The following is a 16,622-nucleotide window of genomic DNA, read 5'->3' as shown; positions in this document are numbered from 1 at the left end:
TTATAAGTCGTCAAACACGCTTAGCGCATCGGCAAGTTTTTTCACGCCAAACACCTGCATCCCGGCCGGTGGTTTTTTCGGTACGTTGGCGGCAGGGACGATAGCCCGGCGGAAGCCGTGCTTCGCCGCCTCGGAGATACGCTCCTGACCGCTGGGCACCGGGCGGATCTCACCGGCCAGCCCGACTTCGCCAAACACGACCAGATCGTCCGGCAGCGGGCGGTCGCGCAGGCTGGAGACCATCGCCAGCAGCAGCGCCAGGTCGGCGCTGGTCTCGGTGACCTTCACCCCACCGACGACGTTCACAAAGACATCCTGATCCGCCATCTGCAATCCGCCGTGGCGGTGCAGCACTGCCAACAGGATCGCCAGCCGGTTCTGCTCCAGCCCCACCGCCACGCGGCGCGGGTTAGACATCATCGACTGATCCACCAGGGCCTGGATCTCGACCAGCAGCGGACGGGTGCCCTCCCAGACCACCATCACCGAGCTGCCGGAGGTGACCTCGTCGCCCCGGCTGAGGAAGATGGCTGACGGGTTGCTGACCTCACGCAGGCCCTGCTCGGTCATCGCAAAGACGCCTAGCTCGTTTACCGCACCGAAGCGGTTCTTATGGCTGCGCAGGGTACGGAAGCGCGAATCAGCGTCGCCGTCCAGCAGTACCGAACAGTCGATGCAGTGCTCCAGCACCTTCGGCCCGGCCAGCGAGCCGTCTTTGGTGACGTGGCCGACCATGACGATTGCGACGCCGCGCGTTTTGGCGAAGCGCGTCAGGTAGGCTGCCGTCTCACGTACCTGGGCCACGCTGCCCGGCGACGACTGGATATCCGCCATGTGCATCACCTGGATCGAGTCGATCACCATCAGCTTCGGCAGCTCTTCGTCAGCAATCATGCAGATCTGCTCGATGCTGGTCTCGGAGAGCATGTTCAGGTTGTTGGTCGGCAGCCCCAGACGGTGCGCACGCATGGCGACCTGCTGGAGCGACTCCTCGCCGGTGACGTACAGCGTCTTCATGTTTTCGGAGAGCTTGCACAGGGTTTGCAGCAGCAGCGTGGACTTGCCTGCCCCTGGGTTACCGCCGATCAGGATCGCGCTGCCCGGTACGACACCGCCGCCCAGCACGCGGTCAAACTCTTTAAAGCCGGTGGAGAAGCGCGGCAGCGCCTCCAGGCTTATCTCTGACAGCTTCTGCACCTTCGAGACGCCTGCGTTGCCGGCATAGCCGCTCAGCCGCTCGTTGCGCGCAACCGTCGGGGACGCCGCAACGCGCACCTCGGTGATGGTGTTCCAGGCATGACAGGCGCTGCACTGCCCCTGCCAGCGCGGATAATCCGCACCGCATTCATTACAGACAAATGCGCGTTTTGGAGCTTTCGCCACGTTTACCTCGTTAGTTCTGGTTCAGGCTGCCCGACAGGATACAGAAAACGCCCATCAGATCAGCGTGACGGATAGTCACTTCCGTCTTCTCATTCACTTTGGGTTTCGCGTGATAGGCGATCCCCAGCCCCGCCGATTTGATCATCGGCAGATCGTTGGCACCGTCGCCGATCGCCACGGTCTGTGCCAGCGGAATATCATACTCTTGCGCCAGGCGCAGCAGCGTGGCCGCCTTGTACTGGGCATCCACAATGTCGCCCACTACGTGGCCGGTCAGCTTGCCATCAACAATCTCCAGCTCGTTCGCTACGGCGGCGGTCAGGCGCAGCCTGTCGCGCAGGTAGTCGGCAAAGAAGGTGAAGCCGCCGGAGGCGATAGCCACCTTCCAGCCCAGCGTTTCCAGCTTCAGAACCAGCTGGGTCAGGCCCGGCATCAGCGGCAGGCCGTCGCGCACCTGGTGCAGAATGCTGGCGTCTGCCCCCTTGAGGGTGCCAACGCGGCTGCGCAGGCTGGCAGTAAAGTCCAGCTCGCCGCGCATCGCCCGCTCGGTCACCTCGGCGACCATCTCCCCGGTGCCCGCCAGCGTGGCGATCTCATCGATGCACTCGATCTGGATCGCGGTGGAGTCCATGTCCATCACCAGCAGGCCCGGCGTGCGCAGGTGCGGGATCTTACCCAACGGCGCAACGTCCAGACCGGCGTCGTGCGCCAGACGCGTCGCCCGCGGTGTCAGCGAGCCAGCCAGGCGGATCACCTGATAATCCTCGACGCACCAGGCCGCGACGATCACCATCGCCGCGCCGAGCGAGCGCTGATACGCCGTCAGGCGCTGTTTATCCAGGCTGCGGCCATAGAGCAGCCAGCCGCTGCGACCCGCGTGATAATCGAGCGGCATCACCTCGTCGCCGCTTAAAGAGAGCGGCAGCCCAGGCCACTGAGAGACGGCTTCGGGCAGGTCGCGCCAGGTTAAACTGTTAGACATTAAAGCTCCTGTAAAAACACGTGCGGCCAAACGCATCCGGGTAAAAATAACGCATGAGGCTACCCTGTAATCATCGCTTCTGGCAACATGCTAACCTCAAATTTTCATCAGGTAAGAATATGGCCCGCGCAAAACTGAGATTCCGGCTGCATCGCGCTGTGATTGTGCTCATCTGTCTCGCCCTGCTGGTAGCGCTGATGCAGGGGGCGTCATGGTTTAGCCAGAGCCACCAGCGGGCGCGTAACCCCCAGTTTGAAGAGCTGGCCCGTACCCTGGCGCACCAGGTGACCCTGAACCTGACGCCGCTGATGCGCAGCGAAACGCCGGACGAGAAGCCGATTAGCGCGCTCCTGCGCCAGCTTACCGAAGGGAGTCGCATTCTTGATGCAGGCGTCTACGATGAGCAGGGCGATCTGATTGCGCGTTCGGGAGAGAGCGTTGACGTCCGTGACCGTCTGGCGCTGGACGGGAAAAAGGCCGGCGGTTACTTCAACCAGCAGATTGTTGAACCTATACAGGGAAAAAATGGCCCGCTCGGCTACCTGCGTCTGACCCTCGACACCCATACCCTGCCGACCGAAGCGAAACAGGTCGATAATACCACAAATATCCTCCGCCTGATGCTGCTCCTGTCGTTAGCCATCGGCGTGGTGCTGACCCGCACGCTGCTGCAGGGTAAGCGTACCCGCTGGCAGCAGTCACCCTTCCTGCTCACCGCCAGTCGGTCAGTACCGGAGGAGGAGGAGAGCGAGAAACGTGAGCCGTAGGCCAGGTATGCATACGCGCCGCTTTGTCGTTAAGATGGGGACAAATAAAGAAAAGGAAAGCTGCCATGTCCACATTACGTCTGCTTATTTCTGATTCGTACGATCCCTGGTTTAACCTGGCGGTAGAGGAGTCGATTTTCCGCCAGATGCCCGCTACCCAGCGCGTGCTTTTCTTATGGCGCAACGCCGATACGGTGGTCATTGGCCGGGCGCAAAACCCGTGGAAAGAGTGCAATACCCGACGCATGGAGGAGGATAACGTCCGCCTGGCCCGACGCAGCAGCGGCGGCGGCGCGGTGTTTCACGATCTCGGCAATACCTGCTTTACCTTTATGGCGGGCAAGCCGGAGTATGACAAGACCATCTCCACCCGCATTGTGCTTAACGCCCTCAACGCGCTGGGCGTAGCAGCAGAAGCCTCGGGACGTAACGATCTGGTAGTCAAAACCGCGGAGGGCGATCGCAAAGTCTCCGGTTCGGCCTATCGCGAGACCCCGGATCGTGGCTTCCACCACGGGACGCTGCTGCTCAATGCCGATCTGAGCCGGCTGGCGAACTACCTTAATCCCGATAAGAAGAAGCTCCAGGCCAAGGGCATTACCTCGGTGCGGGGCCGGGTGGCGAACCTGGTCGATCTGCTGCCGGGTATCACCCATGAGGCGATCTGCGCTGCCGTCACCGAGGCCTTTTTTGCCCACTACGGCGAGCGCGTCGCGGCGGAGATCATCTCTCCGGACAGGACGCCGGATCTACCGAACTTTGCCGAGACGTTTGCCCGCCAGAGCAGCTGGGAGTGGAACTTTGGTCAGGCTCCATCATTCAGCCATCTGCTGGATGAGCGCTTTACCTGGGGCGGCGTCGAGCTGCATTTTGACGTCGAGCGAGGACACATCACGCGCACGCAGATCTTTACCGACAGCCTGAATCCGGCCCCGCTGGAGGCGCTGGCGGCGCGTCTGCAGGGCTGCCTCTATCGTGCGGATATGCTGCAGCAGGCGTGCGATGCGTTGTTAGGCGATTTTCCAGAGCAGGAGAGGGAGTTACGGGAGTTATCAGAATGGATTGGTAACGCAGTGCGGTAGGCCGGGTAAGGCGAAGCCGCCACCCGGCACAGCACAAACTTACTCTTTGTCGCCCAGCAGTACGGACTCCAGCGCGATCTTAATCATATCGTTGAAGGTCGTCTGACGCTCGGCGGCGGTGGTCTGCTCGTGGGTACGGATATGGTCAGAAACGGTGCAGATAGTCAGCGCTTTTGCACCGAACTCTGCCGCTACGCCGTAGATCCCTGCCGCTTCCATCTCTACGCCGAGAATGCCGTATTTTTCCATTACGTCGAACATGGTCGGATCCGGGGTGTAGAAGAGATCGGCAGAGAAGATGTTGCCGACGCGCGCGTCAACGCCCAGCGCTTTGGCCGCGTCTACCGCGTTGCGCACCATGTCAAAGTCAGCAATCGCCGCAAAGTCATGATCCTTAAAGCGCAGACGGTTCACCTTGGAGTCGGTGCAGGCACCCATACCAATGACCACGTCGCGCAGCTTCACGTCAGCGCGAACCGCGCCGCAGGAGCCTACGCGGATAATCTTCTTCACGCCAAAATCGGTGATCAGCTCTTTGGTGTAGATCGAGCAGGACGGAATACCCATGCCGTGGCCCATCACGGAGATTTTACGGCCTTTGTAAGTACCGGTGTAGCCCAGCATACCGCGCACGTTGTTCACTTCACGCACGTCTTCAAAGAAGGTTTCCGCGATATGTTTAGCACGCAGCGGATCGCCCGGCATCAGCACAACGTCAGCGAAATCGCCCATTTCGGCATTAATGTGGGGAGTTGCCATTTTCATTCCTTTTTATACATTTTTGCGCCGGATGGCGGCTACGCCTTATCCGGCCTACAGGATCCGTAGGCCCGGCAAGCGCAGCGCCGCCGGGCAGAAGCATTACAGCATATTTTTGCCATATTCCATTGGCGACGTACCGAAGTAGGTCGCCAGCGTCTGGCCGATGTCCGCGAAGGTGTCACGGTGGCCCAGCGAGCCAGGCTTGACGTTCGGGCCGTAGATCAGCACCGGAATGTGCTCGCGGGTATGATCGGTACCGGTCCAGGTCGGATCGCAGCCGTGGTCGGCGGTGAAGATGATGATGTCACCCTCTTCCACCAACGCTAACAGCTCCGGCAGACGGCGGTCGAACAGCTCAAGGCCGCCCGCGTAGCCTGACACATCACGGCGATGTCCCCAGGAGGAGTCGAAGTCAACGAAGTTAGTAAACACGATAGTGTTATCACCCGCTTCCTTCATCTCTTTAACGGTAGCGTCAAACAGCGCGTCCAGGCCGGTGGCTTTTACTTTTTTAGTAATGCCAACGTGGGCATAGATATCGGCAATTTTCCCTACCGATACTACATGACCATCCTTCTCTTCCACCAGCTTCTGCAGGATGGTCGGAGCCGGCGGCTCTACGGCCAGATCGTGACGGTTACCGGTGCGCTGGAAGTTACCCGCCTTGTCGCCAACAAACGGACGCGCAATCACGCGGCCAATGTTGTAGCCGCCTTCGGTCAGCTCTTCACGGGCGATTTCGCACAGCTCGTAGAGCTTATCCAGACCATAGGTCTCTTCATGGCAGGCGATCTGGAACACCGAGTCCGCAGAGGTATAGAAAATCGGCTTGCCGGTTTTCATATGCTCTTCGCCAAGCTGATCCAGGATCACCGTCCCGGAGGAGTGGCAGTTACCCAGATAGCCCGGTAACCCGGCACGCTCTACCAGTTTGTCGAGCAGTGCCTGCGGGAAGCTGTTCTCGGTGTCGGAAAAGTAGCCCCAGTCAAAGAGTACCGGCACGCCGGCAATTTCCCAGTGGCCCGATGGCGTATCTTTACCAGAGGAGAGCTCGTGCGCCCATGCGTACGCGCCAACGACCTCTGCATTACCGTCCATCCCCGCAGGAATAGTACCGGTAGAGCCTTCATGCGCTTTCGCCAGGCCCAGACGGGTTAAGTTAGGGAGGTTCAGCGGACCCTGGCGGCCCGTATTGGCTTCACCTTTGGCGCAGGCTTCGGCAATATGGCCGAGAGTGTCAGAACCTGCGTCGCCGAAGCGCTCCGCATCTTCGGTAGCGCCGATGCCGAAAGAGTCCAGCACCATAATAAATGCACGTTTCATATTTTCTCCGTACCTAGTACTTCATAGAAATTTGTACTTCATAGAAATGAGTGCTTCATAAAAAACCGATCAGATCAGTATACAGCTATTCAGTTATACGACGATAGACGGTTGGCGTGGTTTCGGGAGCTTGATCGTCTAACGTCACGGCAGCCTTAACCGCTTTCGCCGCTTCCTGCCAGCTGGCTTCGTCTTTAGCATGGATCACCGCCAGCGGCCGCTGGCCGTCAATGCTGTCCCCCAGACGCGCCATATCGGTAAAGCCGACGCTGTAGTCGATGCTGTCAGAGGCCTGACGACGACCGCCGCCCATGGATACCACCGCCATACCCAGCGCACGGGTATCCATCGCCGAGACAAAGCCTTCGGTATCGGCGTAGACCGCCTTGCTGAGGGTCGCCGTCGGCAGGTACTTCGCGTAGTTCTCGACGAAGTCAGCCGGGCCTTTTTGCGCGGCAACCATCCGGCCAAAGACCTCTGCCGCTTTGCCGTTATCCAGCACTACCTGCAGCTGCTGGCGAGCATCGGCATCGTCGCGGGCAAGCTTGCCGGAGATCAGCATCTCCACGCACAGCGCCATGGTGACGTCGAGCAGGCGCGGGTTGCGATACTCGCCGGTCAGGAACTGCACCGCCTCGCGCACCTCCACCGCGTTACCGGCGCTGGAGGCCAGAACCTGGTTCATATCGGTCAGCAGCGCCGTGGTGCGCACGCCTGCGCCGTTGGCGACGCCAACGATGGCTTCGGCCAGCGCTTCAGACAGTTCATAAGTAGGCATAAACGCCCCGCTGCCCACTTTCACATCCATCACCAGCGCATCCAGCCCTTCCGCCAGCTTTTTCGCCAGAATAGAGGCGGTGATCAGCGGAATTGAGTCAACCGTGGCGGTAATGTCGCGGGTGGCGTAAAAGCGCTTGTCCGCCGGGGCGAGGGAGCTGGTCTGGCCGATGATCGCGACGCCAACGTCCTTAATAATGTCCCGGAAGCGGCTATCGCTCGGGAAGATGTCAAAGCCGGGGATGGCTTCCAGTTTGTCGAGGGTGCCGCCGGTGTGGCCCAGACCGCGTCCGGAGATCATCGGCACATAGCCGCCGCAGGCTGCAACCATCGGGCCGAGCATCAGCGAGGTGACGTCACCCACGCCGCCGGTAGAGTGTTTATCGACGATCGGGCCGTTCAGGCTGAGGCTTTTCCAGTCCAGCACCGTACCCGAGTCGCGCATTGCCATGGTCAGGGAGACGCGCTCCGGCATGGCCATGTCGTGGAAAAAGATGGTCATCGCCAGCGCGGCGATCTGACCTTCTGAAATGGTGTTATCACGAATGCCGTTGATAAAAAAGCGAATCTCTTCGTCGCTGAGGGCATGGCCATCGCGTTTTTTTCGTATAATTTCTTGAGCGAGAAACAAGGTAACCCCCTTGATGAGCTGGCGCGAAGGCCATCGGCATACGCCCGATGGCGCTCCGCTTATCGGGCCTACGAGGAGGCCCAACGGTGTTGATTAATAGCTGCTTGCGCTTTTACCGTCGCCGTGGCCGAGAGCCTTCAGCAGGCTCGCCAGCAGGCTGGACGCGCCAAAGCGGTAGTGACGTGAGTCAGCCCACTCTGCGCCGAACAGCTGGTCGGCAATGGCGAGGAACTGCGCGGCATCTTCCGCCGTGCGTACGCCGCCTGCCGGTTTGAAGCCCACGGTTTTCTCGACGCCCAGATCGCGGATGGTTTCCAGCATAATGCGTGCGCTCTCCGGAGTGGCGTTTACCGGCACCTTGCCGGTGGAGGTTTTAATAAAGTCCGCGCCCGCTTTGATAGCGATCTCAGAGGCTTTACGGATCAGCGCCTCCTCTTTTAGCTCACCGGTTTCGATGATCACCTTCAGCAGCACGTTGGCTTCGGCACAGGCGGCTTTACAGGCCTGAACCAGATCGAAACCGATCTGCTCATTGCCAGCGATCAGTGCCCGGTACGGGAACACCACGTCCACCTCGTCCGCGCCATAGGCGATAGCCGCACGCGTTTCCGCCAGCGCGATCTCGATATCGTCGTTGCCGTGCGGGAAGTTAGTGACCGTCGCGATGCGGATCTCCGGCGTACCCTGCTCTTTCAGGGTTTTACGCGCAATTGGAATAAAGCGTGGGTAGATGCAGATAGCGGCGGTGTTGCCCACCGGCGTTTTCGCCTGATGGCACAGGGCGATCACTTTCGCATCGGTGTCATCATCGTTCAGGGTGGTCAAATCCATCAGTTGCAATGCGCGCAGGCTGCTTGCAGTTAAATCAGTCATAACACTCTCCAGAAGCTGAAGACGGCGTTTGCCGGTTCATTGTTTAACCGGGCGGGTCTGTTACTATTCTAACATCCTTCCGCCACGACACTTCGATGTACATCACAGTTAATGAAAACGTCATGCAAAGTTGCATAATATCAATGTGAGATACGTCACTATTTGCGCCGTTCATGGCGGCGCTGCCCGGAACGGCTGGCATGTTAGAATTCTAACATAACAGCCTGGTTAAACGCGACAGGTCGCCGGAACATTGCGCCCGGACGGGAGAGAAATGGTAAAATTTTCACATAAACGTTTGATGCGTGTTAGCCAGAAGCGTAGCAGCAATCTCGTCAGGGGATTCCGGGCGTAGCTCACAAAGTGTGCTAAAGACGCGGGCGGCCTGCTCAGGACGGTTAGGCTCGCCCTGGAAACCGTTGAGCGGCATATCCGGCGCGTCCGTTTCGAGCAGCAAGGCGGTGAGCGGCAGGCGGGCGATAACGTCGCGGGTTTTACTCGCCCGCGGATAGGTGATGGTGCCCCCAACGCCAATCCGGTAGCCCATCTCAACAAAGCGCTGGGCCTGTTGCAGGCTGCCCGCAAAACCGTGTACCACGCCGGTGCGCGGCAGACTATGACGCTTGAGATGCATCGCCAGCTTGTCATGGGTGCGCCGGGAGTGGAGGATCACCGGCAGATCGTAGCGCTTTGCCAGCTTAAGCTGTTCATCAAGCAGCTGCTCCTGCTTATCAAACTGCGGATCCTCCCGATAGAGATCCAGCCCTATTTCTCCCACCGCCACCAGCCTGGTGGGTCGTGCGGCCAGCTGGTCAGCCAGCCTGTCAATGCACTCCGGAGTATGGTTCTCAATCACGATAGGATGCAGCCCCAGCGCGGCATAGACGGCGTCAAACCGCTCCGCCAGCGCCAGCACGCGGGAAAAATAGGCCGCTTCGACGGCAGGCACGATCACCGCCTCGACGCCCGCTGCGCTGGCCCTGGCAAGGCTCTGTTCCTCATCGCCGGTGAAGGGCGGGAAATCAAAATGGCAGTGGGTATCGATAAAGCGTTGCATCATGCCGAACTCTCTTTATTGAAGGACGTATCATTGGCCTGCGGGGCATCAATCAGGGTGGTTGCCAGCGCGTCATTGGCTACCGCCGCAGGCGGTACCACCACCGTCGCCGGAGTGACGATACGCGGCGCGTGACGCAGCAGCGGCGGCTCGTCCACCAGCAGCTTACCGACGGTAGCGAGGAAGTAGCGACCACACAGCCGCCCCAGCTTATAGTCATCACGCAGCGCTGGCAGGCGGCTGCCGAGAGCCATGCTTTTTAGCAGGCGCGGCGGGTAGATCTCAAAGATCCGCAGCTTGCCGGGGGGCTTCTCAATAAATTGCTGGATTGCATGGTAGCTACTCTCATGGTGATGGACCAGATTAACAAAAGATTGCAGGCTGCTGTCACCCAGCCAGCGCTCCATGCGCTTGAACCATTGCGGGGTGTAGTACATCTGCGACGGCACGGTGCGGATCACCACGATGGTTTTCGCCCCCCGTTTTGCCGCCTCCTGCACCGGGATGGCGTCGCTGATGCCGCCGTCGAGATAGTTAATGCCGTCCAGCATCACGCCGCTGCGGTAAAAGCCGGGGATAGCGCTGGTAGCGCGGATCAGATCCAGCCAGGTTTGGCTAGTCGGAGAGAAGTAGCCCGGCGTATAGTCATCTCCCCGACAGGCGCACATATAGAACAGCTTGCCAACGTCAAACAGGCGGGCAGCGGTATCCATCGCCAGCGGCATCTCTCTGGCCGTGGACTCCACCAACCAGTCGAGGTCGATCAGGTTGCCGCCACGCACGAAGCGCACAGGGTTAAAAAATTCACGGGAGGTGGTATAGCGCATAATGACCTTGCGCGCATAGCCGGGCTGGTTACAGAGGTAGGCCGAGATGTTCTGCGCCCCGGCAGAGGTACCGAAGAAGAGTTCGAAAGGGTTAAATTGCGCGCGCATAAATTCGTCCAGCACGCCGGCAGTAAAGATGCCTCGTTGGCCGCCGCCTTCACAAACTAAAGCGAGCCGCCCCGGGCGAAAGGAACTCAACGCTAGCGGCGCTATATTGCCGAGCGTAACGGGAATTCGCTGCCCCACCCTGCTTTCCTGTCATTATTTTATTTATTAAGAGCTTATCTGATTTTTTTGCTTTCTGAAACCGTGAAAGCCAGTCACAAGGACTGGCTTTACGATTAGCGGGAGTTTACGGCTCGCTATGGACGCCGACGTCCCATGAACAGGCTGACCAGGAACAGAATGATCCCGACGACAAAGACGATTTTTGCCGCACCTGCTGCCGTACCGGCCAGGCCACCAAAGCCCAGAGCAGCGGCAATTAACGCGATAACCAGAAATATAATGCCCCAACGAAACATAAGATTCTCCTTTCCTTTACCATAGTTAACGTTACCGCTGTTAGTGAGCGCTCAGGCTACTCACCGGCGATACTTACTCGGTGTGATGCTCACGTCCCCCGTTACAAGACGGGGGATCGCATTCTGAGATTACTTGTTAACTTTAAGATCGTTTTTTACACTTTTCACACCATCGACCGCTTTGGAGATGCTCTCCGCACGTTCGATTTGTGCCTGGGAGTCAACCGTACCGGTCAGCTGAACCACACCATCGGTAGTTTCAACTTTCACTTTACGTGCCGGAACGATGTCATCAGCTAACAGCTTAGCTTTAATCTCGCTGGTGGTGGCGGTATCACCCGCGTAGCCCTTCACAGAGGAAGTTTTGCCGTCGCGTACGTGCAGCTTGTCGCTAACGGACTTAACGCCTTCGATCTGTTTAGCGACTTTCACCGCCTCTTCAGCCTGCGCCTGGCTCTCAACGAAGCCGCTCAGCGTGACTACCGCTTTATCGGTCTTAACGGAGATGTCGGTGCTCTTGATACTTTCGTGATCGACCAGTGCTGCTTTAACTTTGGCGGTGATCGCGCTGTCATCCATGAAGTTACCGACTTTATTCATAGAGCTATCGATTTTTTCCCCAGCGCTGTGAGCCGTAGATTGCGCTTTGTCAGTTGCGCTGGTCTCTGCCAGAGCAGAACCGCTTGCAACAACAGAACCTAATACAACAGCCAGCAGGGTTTTAGAAATCTTCAGTCTTGTCATAGTCATCGATCTATTCCTTTCAGTTTGCCCACGTTTTGGGCTTTGAGCAGCCATCAAGGCTGCTTTGCTGCTCCGGTGCATAGCACCCTCTTTTACAGCCATTAATCATGTGACTAAAAGAGATGGTGGGATGAAACGCTTTTATTCACGCATTGAACAGTGCTTTCATCCACACGTCTGGTAATCACTTTGTTAAATATAGCCAACAATTTAAAAAGCGCTTGTGGGAAAAGATAAAAAAACGGGTGATAAAAGCAAAAAGCGGGCTATTTAAGAACATTCCGCAAGGGACTAATAAGACAGGGAAAGTGACAGAGCACGGCGGCTGCCGTGCTCTGGGGAGGGGAAGAGATTAGTGTTCGCGCGTTTTACGGAACTGCACGTCCGGGTAACGCTCCTGGGTGAGGTTGAGGTTGACCATGGTCGGCGCGATGTAGGTCAGGTTATCGCCGCCGTCCAGCGCCAGCTGGATCTCGTTTTTACGCTTGAACTCTTCGAATTTCTTCACGTCGCTGCACTCTACCCAGCGGGCGGTGGCCACGTTAACCGATTCGTAGATCGCTTCAACGTTGTATTCGCTCTTCAGGCGCGCAACCACCACGTCAAACTGTAGCACCCCGACCGCACCAACGATCAGATCGTTGTTGGCAATCGGACGGAACACCTGCACCGCGCCCTCTTCCGAGAGCTGGACCAGCCCTTTGAGCAGCTGCTTCTGCTTCAGCGGATCGCGCAGGCGAATACGACGGAACAGCTCAGGGGCAAAGTTCGGAATACCGGTGAACTTCATCATCTCGCCCTGGGTGAAGGTATCGCCGATCTGGATCGTACCGTGGTTGTGCAGGCCGATGATGTCCCCCGGATAGGCCTCTTCAACGTGGGAACGGTCACCTGCCATAAAGGTCAGCGCGTCAGAGATAACCACATCCTTGCCGAGACGCACCTGGCGAAGCTTCATGCCTTTTTCATACTTACCGGAGACCACGCGCAGGAACGCCACGCGGTCGCGGTGTTTCGGATCCATGTTGGCCTGGATCTTAAACACGAAACCGGAGAATTTCTCCTCCTGGGCTTCTACTTCGCGGGTATCGGTTTTGCGCGGCATGGGGCGCGGTGCCCACTCAACAAGACCATCCAGCATATGGTCAACGCCGAAGTTACCCAGCGCAGTACCGAAGAACACCGGGGTGATCTCGCCGGCCAGGAACAGCTCTTTATCGAACTCGTGCGAGGCACCCTTCACCAGCTCCAGCTCGTCACGCAGCTGCGCCGCCAGCTCTTCGCCTACGGCAACGTCCAGGTCCGGGTTATCCAGGCCCTTAACGATACGCACGTCCTGAATGGTATGCCCTTTACCGGTCTGGTAGAGGTAGGTTTCGTCTTTATAGAGGTGGTACACGCCTTTGAACAGCTTACCGCAGCCGATCGGCCAGGTAATGGGCGCGCAGGCGATCTTCAGCTCGCTCTCCACCTCGTCCATCACTTCCATGGGGTCACGGATGTCACGGTCAAGCTTGTTCATAAAGGTCAGGATCGGCGTATCACGCAGGCGGGTAACTTCCATCAGCTTGCGGGTACGATCCTCTACCCCTTTCGCGGCGTCGATCACCATCAGGCAGCAGTCCACCGCCGTCAGGGTACGGTAGGTATCCTCGGAGAAGTCTTCGTGCCCCGGGGTGTCCAGCAGGTTCACCAGGCAGTCGTGATACGGGAACTGCATCACGGAGGTGGTGATTGAGATCCCACGCTGCTTTTCCATCTCCATCCAGTCGGATTTAGCGTGCTGGCTCGAGCCACGCCCTTTTACCGTACCGGCGGTCTGGATCGCCTGTCCGAACAGCAGCACCTTTTCAGTAATGGTGGTCTTACCGGCGTCCGGGTGAGAAATAATGGCAAAAGTACGGCGCTTGGCCACCTCTTGCAGATAAGGAGACAACGTCATAATCAAATCTTCTTATATAAGCGCGGCACATCGCCACGCATGTTGAATACGAAAAATTGCGGCTATTTTACCCAGCAATGGCAGGCAGACAATCAATGTTTACACAGGCGTTGCTCCAGTTCGCTCAACGAGGTCACGGTCCAGGTGGGGTTGATCCCCTCCGGCAGCGCGCGGTTGTGTGCATTGAGCCAGCAGGTTGCTAATCCGGCATTCATGCCACCCAGAATATCGGACTCGGCGGTATCGCCCACCATCAGCACGCGAGAGCGATCCGGGCTGCCCGCCTGCTCCAGCGCATAGTCAAAGATGCGCGGGTGCGGCTTCGCCACCCCAACCTGCTCGGAGATGACGATCAGGTCAAAATGGTCGCGCAGGCCAGTACGCTCCAGGCGAATTTGCTGTAACGCGGTAAAACCGTTGGTAATAATGCCCATCTTGCACTTGCCCTGCAGGGCGTTCAGCAGCGAGACCGCCCCTGGCAGCGGGGCGCAAATTTCGGCCATAGCGGTGATAAAAGCGCTGTTAAGATCGCCCGGCTGCACGCTGAGGCGGTCGGCCCAGCTCTGGAAGCGCTGATGCTGCAGCTGTAAAGAGGTGATGGTTCCGTTCTGGTAATCCACCCACAGCGGCTTATTGACCGCCTGGTAGTCCTGAAAATCTTCGGCGGTAAAGGTCACGCTGTAGTCGAGAAACATCCGCTGTAGTCCGCTGAATGAGTCGAAGGTAAACAGCGTTTCGTCGGCATCAAAGAAGATCCAGTCCCAGTTCATTACATCACCTTTTTTGTTAAAGCGGCAAAGCCATAATCACGGCGTCTTCGCGGCCGTCAGCGGTTGGATAGTAGTTGCGGCGTATCGTCGCCTCGTTAAAACCCAGGCTCTCGTAGAGGGCGATTGCCGCCGCGTTTGAGGCCCGCACCTCCAGCCACAGCGTCAGCACGTCACGCTTTTCCAGCTCGCTAATGAGATATTCGAGCAGCGCGCGTCCCAGACCCCGGCGTTGAAAAGCGGGATCGACCGCGATATTAAACAGCGTGGCCTCGTCAAGCACGACCTGGGTAATGGCAAACGCCGCCAGCGTCTCGTCAACCGTCAGGCCCAGGTTCAGGTAGCGCTCTCCCTGATTACTGGCGAAGGTCTTTTCGCTCCACGGAAAAGCGTGGGCGCGTTGCTCAATGGCATAGGCGTGCGTTAAGTCAGCCGTGCTGAGGGAAGAAATCGTGTTCATACTCGCAGATTTGTCGCCATAGGTCGGCTCGTGCCGCCGGGTTTGCCCGCAGTTCATCGAGCGCAGGAGAGTGAACGCGTGCGCCTTCCAGCGTCAGCGCCTCGTGATTGCCCAGCAGCCAGCTGTTACAGCGGCTCTCCGGGGGCAGCATCGCCACACGGTCGGGAGTCAGCTGCAGCACCTGATCCGGGGTTATCGTCAGCGCCCGCAGGATATCGCCCACCAGCGGCTCGCTGAGCGGCGGGAGCGCGCTTGACACCATCACCAGACGGATATGCGCGGGCAGTGACACAGCGACCTCGCCCTGCAACGCCGCAGGCAGGCGCAAAGACCACTGGGTAATGCCCAGCTGCTGTAGCTGCCAGTCGCGTCGGGAAATCATAGCGGGTCACTCCTGTATGTCAGGCGCGCAAATATAGCAAATTCGTCGTATCTGCGCCAACAAACAACTATAATCCAGCGCTGAGTTTATTAAGGAGCTGTTTCATGTCTGCTTTAACCCCGGCAAGTGAAGTCTTGCTGCGTCACAGTGATGATTTCGAAGAGAGCCGCGTTCTGTTTGCCGGAGATATGCAGGACGACCTGCCCGCGCGTCTGGATACCGCTGAGAGCCGCGCCCATACCCAGCAGTTTCACCACTGGCAGGTGCTGAGCCGCCAGCTGGGCGAAAATGCACGCTTTAGCCTTGTAGCCGAGCAGGCCGACGTGGGCGACAGCGATACGCTGATCTACTACTGGCCGAAGAACAAGCCGGAAGCCCTGTTCCAGCTGATGAACATCCTCTCCCTGCTGCCGCTGGGCACCGATATTTTTGTGGTGGGTGAGAACCGCAGCGGCGTGCGCAGCGCCGAGCAGATGCTGGCAGATTACTGCCCGCTGAATAAGGTCGATAGCGCACGCCGCTGCGGCCTCTACCATGGCCGTCTTGAGAAGCAGCCTGCATTTGATGCCGCCGCGTTCAACGACAGCTATACGCTGGACGGCCTGACCATCCACACCCTGCCGGGCGTTTTCAGCCGTGATGGTCTGGACAGCGGTAGCCAGCTGCTGCTCTCTACCCTGACGCCGCATACCAAAGGCAAAGTGCTGGATATCGGCTGCGGCGCGGGCGTGCTCTCCGCGGTGCTGGCCAGCCACTCGCCGAAGGTTCGCCTGACGCTCTGTGACGTTAGCGCCCCGGCGGTAGAAGCCAGTCGTGCTACCCTGGCTGCCAACGGTTTTGAGGGTGAAGTCTTTGCCAGCAACGTCTTCTCTGAGGTGACCGGCCGTTACGACATGATCATCTCCAACCCGCCGTTCCACGATGGTTTGCAGACCAGCCTGGAGGCAGCGCAGACGCTGATCCGCGGCGCGGTACGTCATCTGAACAGCGGCGGAGAGCTGCGTATTGTGGCCAACGCCTTCCTGCCCTACCCGCAGGTGCTGGATGAAACCTTTGGTTTCCATGAGGTGCTGGCCCAGACCGGACGCTTCAAGGTTTACCGTACGGTGATGACCCGTCAGGCGAAGCGCTAAACAGGTTCGGCCAACCCGTAGGCCCGGTAAGCGCAGCGCCACCGGGCATTACTGGCCGTTCACGATGAATTTTGCAGCAGTTATTCTATCCCGCACAATTAACTGTTGACGAACGATATAAAACATCTAGAATGCGCCTCCGTGGTTACGATACTTTAACTGTATCGATGGTCTGCGAAGGTGGCGGAATTGGTAGACGCGCTAGC

Annotated in this window: 17 protein-coding genes; 3 read left to right on the top strand and 14 right to left on the bottom strand. The window is 58.5% G+C overall.

Going from position 1 to position 16,622, the window contains the following annotated elements:
• Together radA and serB are read right to left on the bottom strand one after the other, a co-directional pair.
• Positions 1 to 1,383, bottom strand: coding sequence for a DNA repair protein RadA (gene radA / locus RTM13_RS14005; protein ID WP_312212592.1), 1,383 nt, complete (start codon positions 1,381 to 1,383; stop codon positions 1 to 3).
• A gap of 10 nt (positions 1,384 to 1,393) precedes the next feature.
• Positions 1,394 to 2,365 (bottom strand): phosphoserine phosphatase, encoded by a 972-nt coding sequence (gene serB / locus RTM13_RS14000; protein WP_312212591.1) that lies wholly within the window; start codon positions 2,363 to 2,365, stop codon positions 1,394 to 1,396.
• Between the two features lie 119 nt (positions 2,366 to 2,484).
• Here serB and RTM13_RS13995 point away from each other — a divergent pair, with 119 nt between their 5' ends.
• Together RTM13_RS13995 and lplA are read left to right on the top strand one after the other, a co-directional pair.
• Positions 2,485 to 3,132, top strand: a complete 648-nt coding sequence (locus tag RTM13_RS13995) for a YtjB family periplasmic protein (protein WP_144816291.1) — start codon at positions 2,485 to 2,487, stop codon at positions 3,130 to 3,132.
• Positions 3,133 to 3,197: 65 nt separating this feature from the next.
• Positions 3,198 to 4,214 carry a lipoate--protein ligase LplA gene (gene lplA / locus RTM13_RS13990; protein WP_312212590.1) on the top strand — a complete coding sequence of 339 codons (1,017 nt, stop codon included), beginning with the start codon at positions 3,198 to 3,200 and terminating at the stop codon, positions 4,212 to 4,214.
• A 39-nt stretch (positions 4,215 to 4,253) separates the two neighbouring features.
• Here lplA and deoD read toward each other — a convergent pair whose 3' ends face one another.
• The 12 genes from deoD to RTM13_RS13930 all read right to left on the bottom strand — a co-directional run bounded on the left by deoD (position 4,254) and on the right by RTM13_RS13930 (position 15,283).
• Positions 4,254 to 4,973 carry a purine-nucleoside phosphorylase gene (gene deoD / locus RTM13_RS13985; protein ID WP_144816295.1) on the bottom strand — a complete coding sequence of 240 codons (720 nt, stop codon included), beginning with the start codon at positions 4,971 to 4,973 and terminating at the stop codon, positions 4,254 to 4,256.
• A gap of 102 nt (positions 4,974 to 5,075) precedes the next feature.
• A complete protein-coding gene (gene deoB, locus RTM13_RS13980; RefSeq protein WP_312212589.1) occupies positions 5,076 to 6,299 on the bottom strand; it encodes a phosphopentomutase in 1,224 nt (407 codons plus the stop codon).
• Positions 6,300 to 6,384: 85 nt separating this feature from the next.
• Positions 6,385 to 7,707, bottom strand: coding sequence for a thymidine phosphorylase (deoA, locus tag RTM13_RS13975; protein WP_312212588.1), 1,323 nt, complete (start codon positions 7,705 to 7,707; stop codon positions 6,385 to 6,387).
• Between the two features lie 93 nt (positions 7,708 to 7,800).
• On the bottom strand, positions 7,801 to 8,580 hold the full coding sequence (gene deoC / locus RTM13_RS13970) for a deoxyribose-phosphate aldolase (RefSeq protein ID WP_312212587.1): 780 nt from the start codon (positions 8,578 to 8,580) through the stop codon (positions 7,801 to 7,803).
• Between the two features lie 286 nt (positions 8,581 to 8,866).
• On the bottom strand, positions 8,867 to 9,640 hold the full coding sequence (locus RTM13_RS13965; protein WP_312212586.1) for a TatD family hydrolase: 774 nt from the start codon (positions 9,638 to 9,640) through the stop codon (positions 8,867 to 8,869).
• Positions 9,637 to 10,710 (bottom strand): patatin family protein, encoded by a 1,074-nt coding sequence (locus RTM13_RS13960; protein ID WP_312212585.1) that lies wholly within the window; start codon positions 10,708 to 10,710, stop codon positions 9,637 to 9,639. The genes RTM13_RS13965 and RTM13_RS13960 overlap by 4 nt, the downstream gene beginning before the upstream one ends.
• A 116-nt stretch (positions 10,711 to 10,826) precedes the next feature.
• Positions 10,827 to 10,988 (bottom strand): DUF1328 domain-containing protein, encoded by a 162-nt coding sequence (locus RTM13_RS13955; RefSeq protein ID WP_002437547.1) that lies wholly within the window; start codon positions 10,986 to 10,988, stop codon positions 10,827 to 10,829.
• A gap of 129 nt (positions 10,989 to 11,117) precedes the next feature.
• Positions 11,118 to 11,738, bottom strand: coding sequence for a molecular chaperone OsmY (osmY, locus tag RTM13_RS13950; RefSeq protein WP_312212584.1), 621 nt, complete (start codon positions 11,736 to 11,738; stop codon positions 11,118 to 11,120).
• 346 nt (positions 11,739 to 12,084) lie between these two features.
• Complete coding sequence (gene prfC / locus RTM13_RS13945; RefSeq protein ID WP_312212583.1) at positions 12,085 to 13,674, bottom strand: peptide chain release factor 3; 1,590 nt, start codon at positions 13,672 to 13,674, stop codon at positions 12,085 to 12,087.
• 92 nt (positions 13,675 to 13,766) lie between these two features.
• Positions 13,767 to 14,444 (bottom strand): pyrimidine 5'-nucleotidase, encoded by a 678-nt coding sequence (yjjG, locus tag RTM13_RS13940; protein WP_312212582.1) that lies wholly within the window; start codon positions 14,442 to 14,444, stop codon positions 13,767 to 13,769.
• Between the two features lie 16 nt (positions 14,445 to 14,460).
• Positions 14,461 to 14,901: a ribosomal protein S18-alanine N-acetyltransferase gene (gene rimI / locus RTM13_RS13935; protein WP_312212581.1), complete on the bottom strand. Its 441-nt coding sequence runs from the start codon at positions 14,899 to 14,901 to the stop codon at positions 14,461 to 14,463.
• Positions 14,870 to 15,283: a DNA polymerase III subunit psi gene (locus tag RTM13_RS13930; RefSeq protein ID WP_312212580.1), complete on the bottom strand. Its 414-nt coding sequence runs from the start codon at positions 15,281 to 15,283 to the stop codon at positions 14,870 to 14,872. Before RTM13_RS13930 ends, rimI begins: the two co-directional genes overlap by 32 nt.
• A gap of 104 nt (positions 15,284 to 15,387) precedes the next feature.
• Between RTM13_RS13930 and rsmC the strand changes: the two genes are divergently transcribed.
• Positions 15,388 to 16,416 carry a 16S rRNA (guanine(1207)-N(2))-methyltransferase RsmC gene (rsmC, locus tag RTM13_RS13925; protein ID WP_312212579.1) on the top strand — a complete coding sequence of 343 codons (1,029 nt, stop codon included), beginning with the start codon at positions 15,388 to 15,390 and terminating at the stop codon, positions 16,414 to 16,416.
• Positions 16,417 to 16,622: the final 206 nt, after the last annotated feature.

The organism is Pseudescherichia sp. (genome assembly GCF_031979925.1).
Classification (GTDB): Bacteria; Pseudomonadota; Gammaproteobacteria; order Enterobacterales; family Enterobacteriaceae; genus Pseudescherichia.
Note: the sequence above shows the minus strand (reverse complement) of the source record. Positions and strands in the feature narration are given on the sequence as shown.

Bases quoted from the DNA above. Each gene is read 5' to 3' on its own strand.
- serB (WP_312212591.1), bottom strand. From the start codon at position 2,365: ATGTCTAACAGTTTAACCTGGCGCGACCTGCCCGAAGCCGTCTCTCAG.
- RTM13_RS13995 (WP_144816291.1), top strand. From the start codon at position 2,485: ATGGCCCGCGCAAAACTGAGATTCCGGCTGCATCGCGCTGTGATTGTG.
- lplA (WP_312212590.1), top strand. From the start codon at position 3,198: ATGTCCACATTACGTCTGCTTATTTCTGATTCGTACGATCCCTGGTTT.
- deoD (WP_144816295.1), bottom strand. From the start codon at position 4,973: ATGGCAACTCCCCACATTAATGCCGAAATGGGCGATTTCGCTGACGTT.
- deoB (WP_312212589.1), bottom strand. From the start codon at position 6,299: ATGAAACGTGCATTTATTATGGTGCTGGACTCTTTCGGCATCGGCGCT.
- deoC (WP_312212587.1), bottom strand. From the start codon at position 8,580: ATGACTGATTTAACTGCAAGCAGCCTGCGCGCATTGCAACTGATGGAT.
- RTM13_RS13965 (WP_312212586.1), bottom strand. From the start codon at position 9,640: ATGATGCAACGCTTTATCGATACCCACTGCCATTTTGATTTCCCGCCC.
- RTM13_RS13955 (WP_002437547.1), bottom strand. From the start codon at position 10,988: ATGTTTCGTTGGGGCATTATATTTCTGGTTATCGCGTTAATTGCCGCT.
- osmY (WP_312212584.1), bottom strand. From the start codon at position 11,738: ATGACTATGACAAGACTGAAGATTTCTAAAACCCTGCTGGCTGTTGTA.
- prfC (WP_312212583.1), bottom strand. From the start codon at position 13,674: ATGACGTTGTCTCCTTATCTGCAAGAGGTGGCCAAGCGCCGTACTTTT.
- yjjG (WP_312212582.1), bottom strand. From the start codon at position 14,444: ATGAACTGGGACTGGATCTTCTTTGATGCCGACGAAACGCTGTTTACC.
- rimI (WP_312212581.1), bottom strand. From the start codon at position 14,901: ATGAACACGATTTCTTCCCTCAGCACGGCTGACTTAACGCACGCCTAT.
- RTM13_RS13930 (WP_312212580.1), bottom strand. From the start codon at position 15,283: ATGATTTCCCGACGCGACTGGCAGCTACAGCAGCTGGGCATTACCCAG.
- rsmC (WP_312212579.1), top strand. From the start codon at position 15,388: ATGTCTGCTTTAACCCCGGCAAGTGAAGTCTTGCTGCGTCACAGTGAT.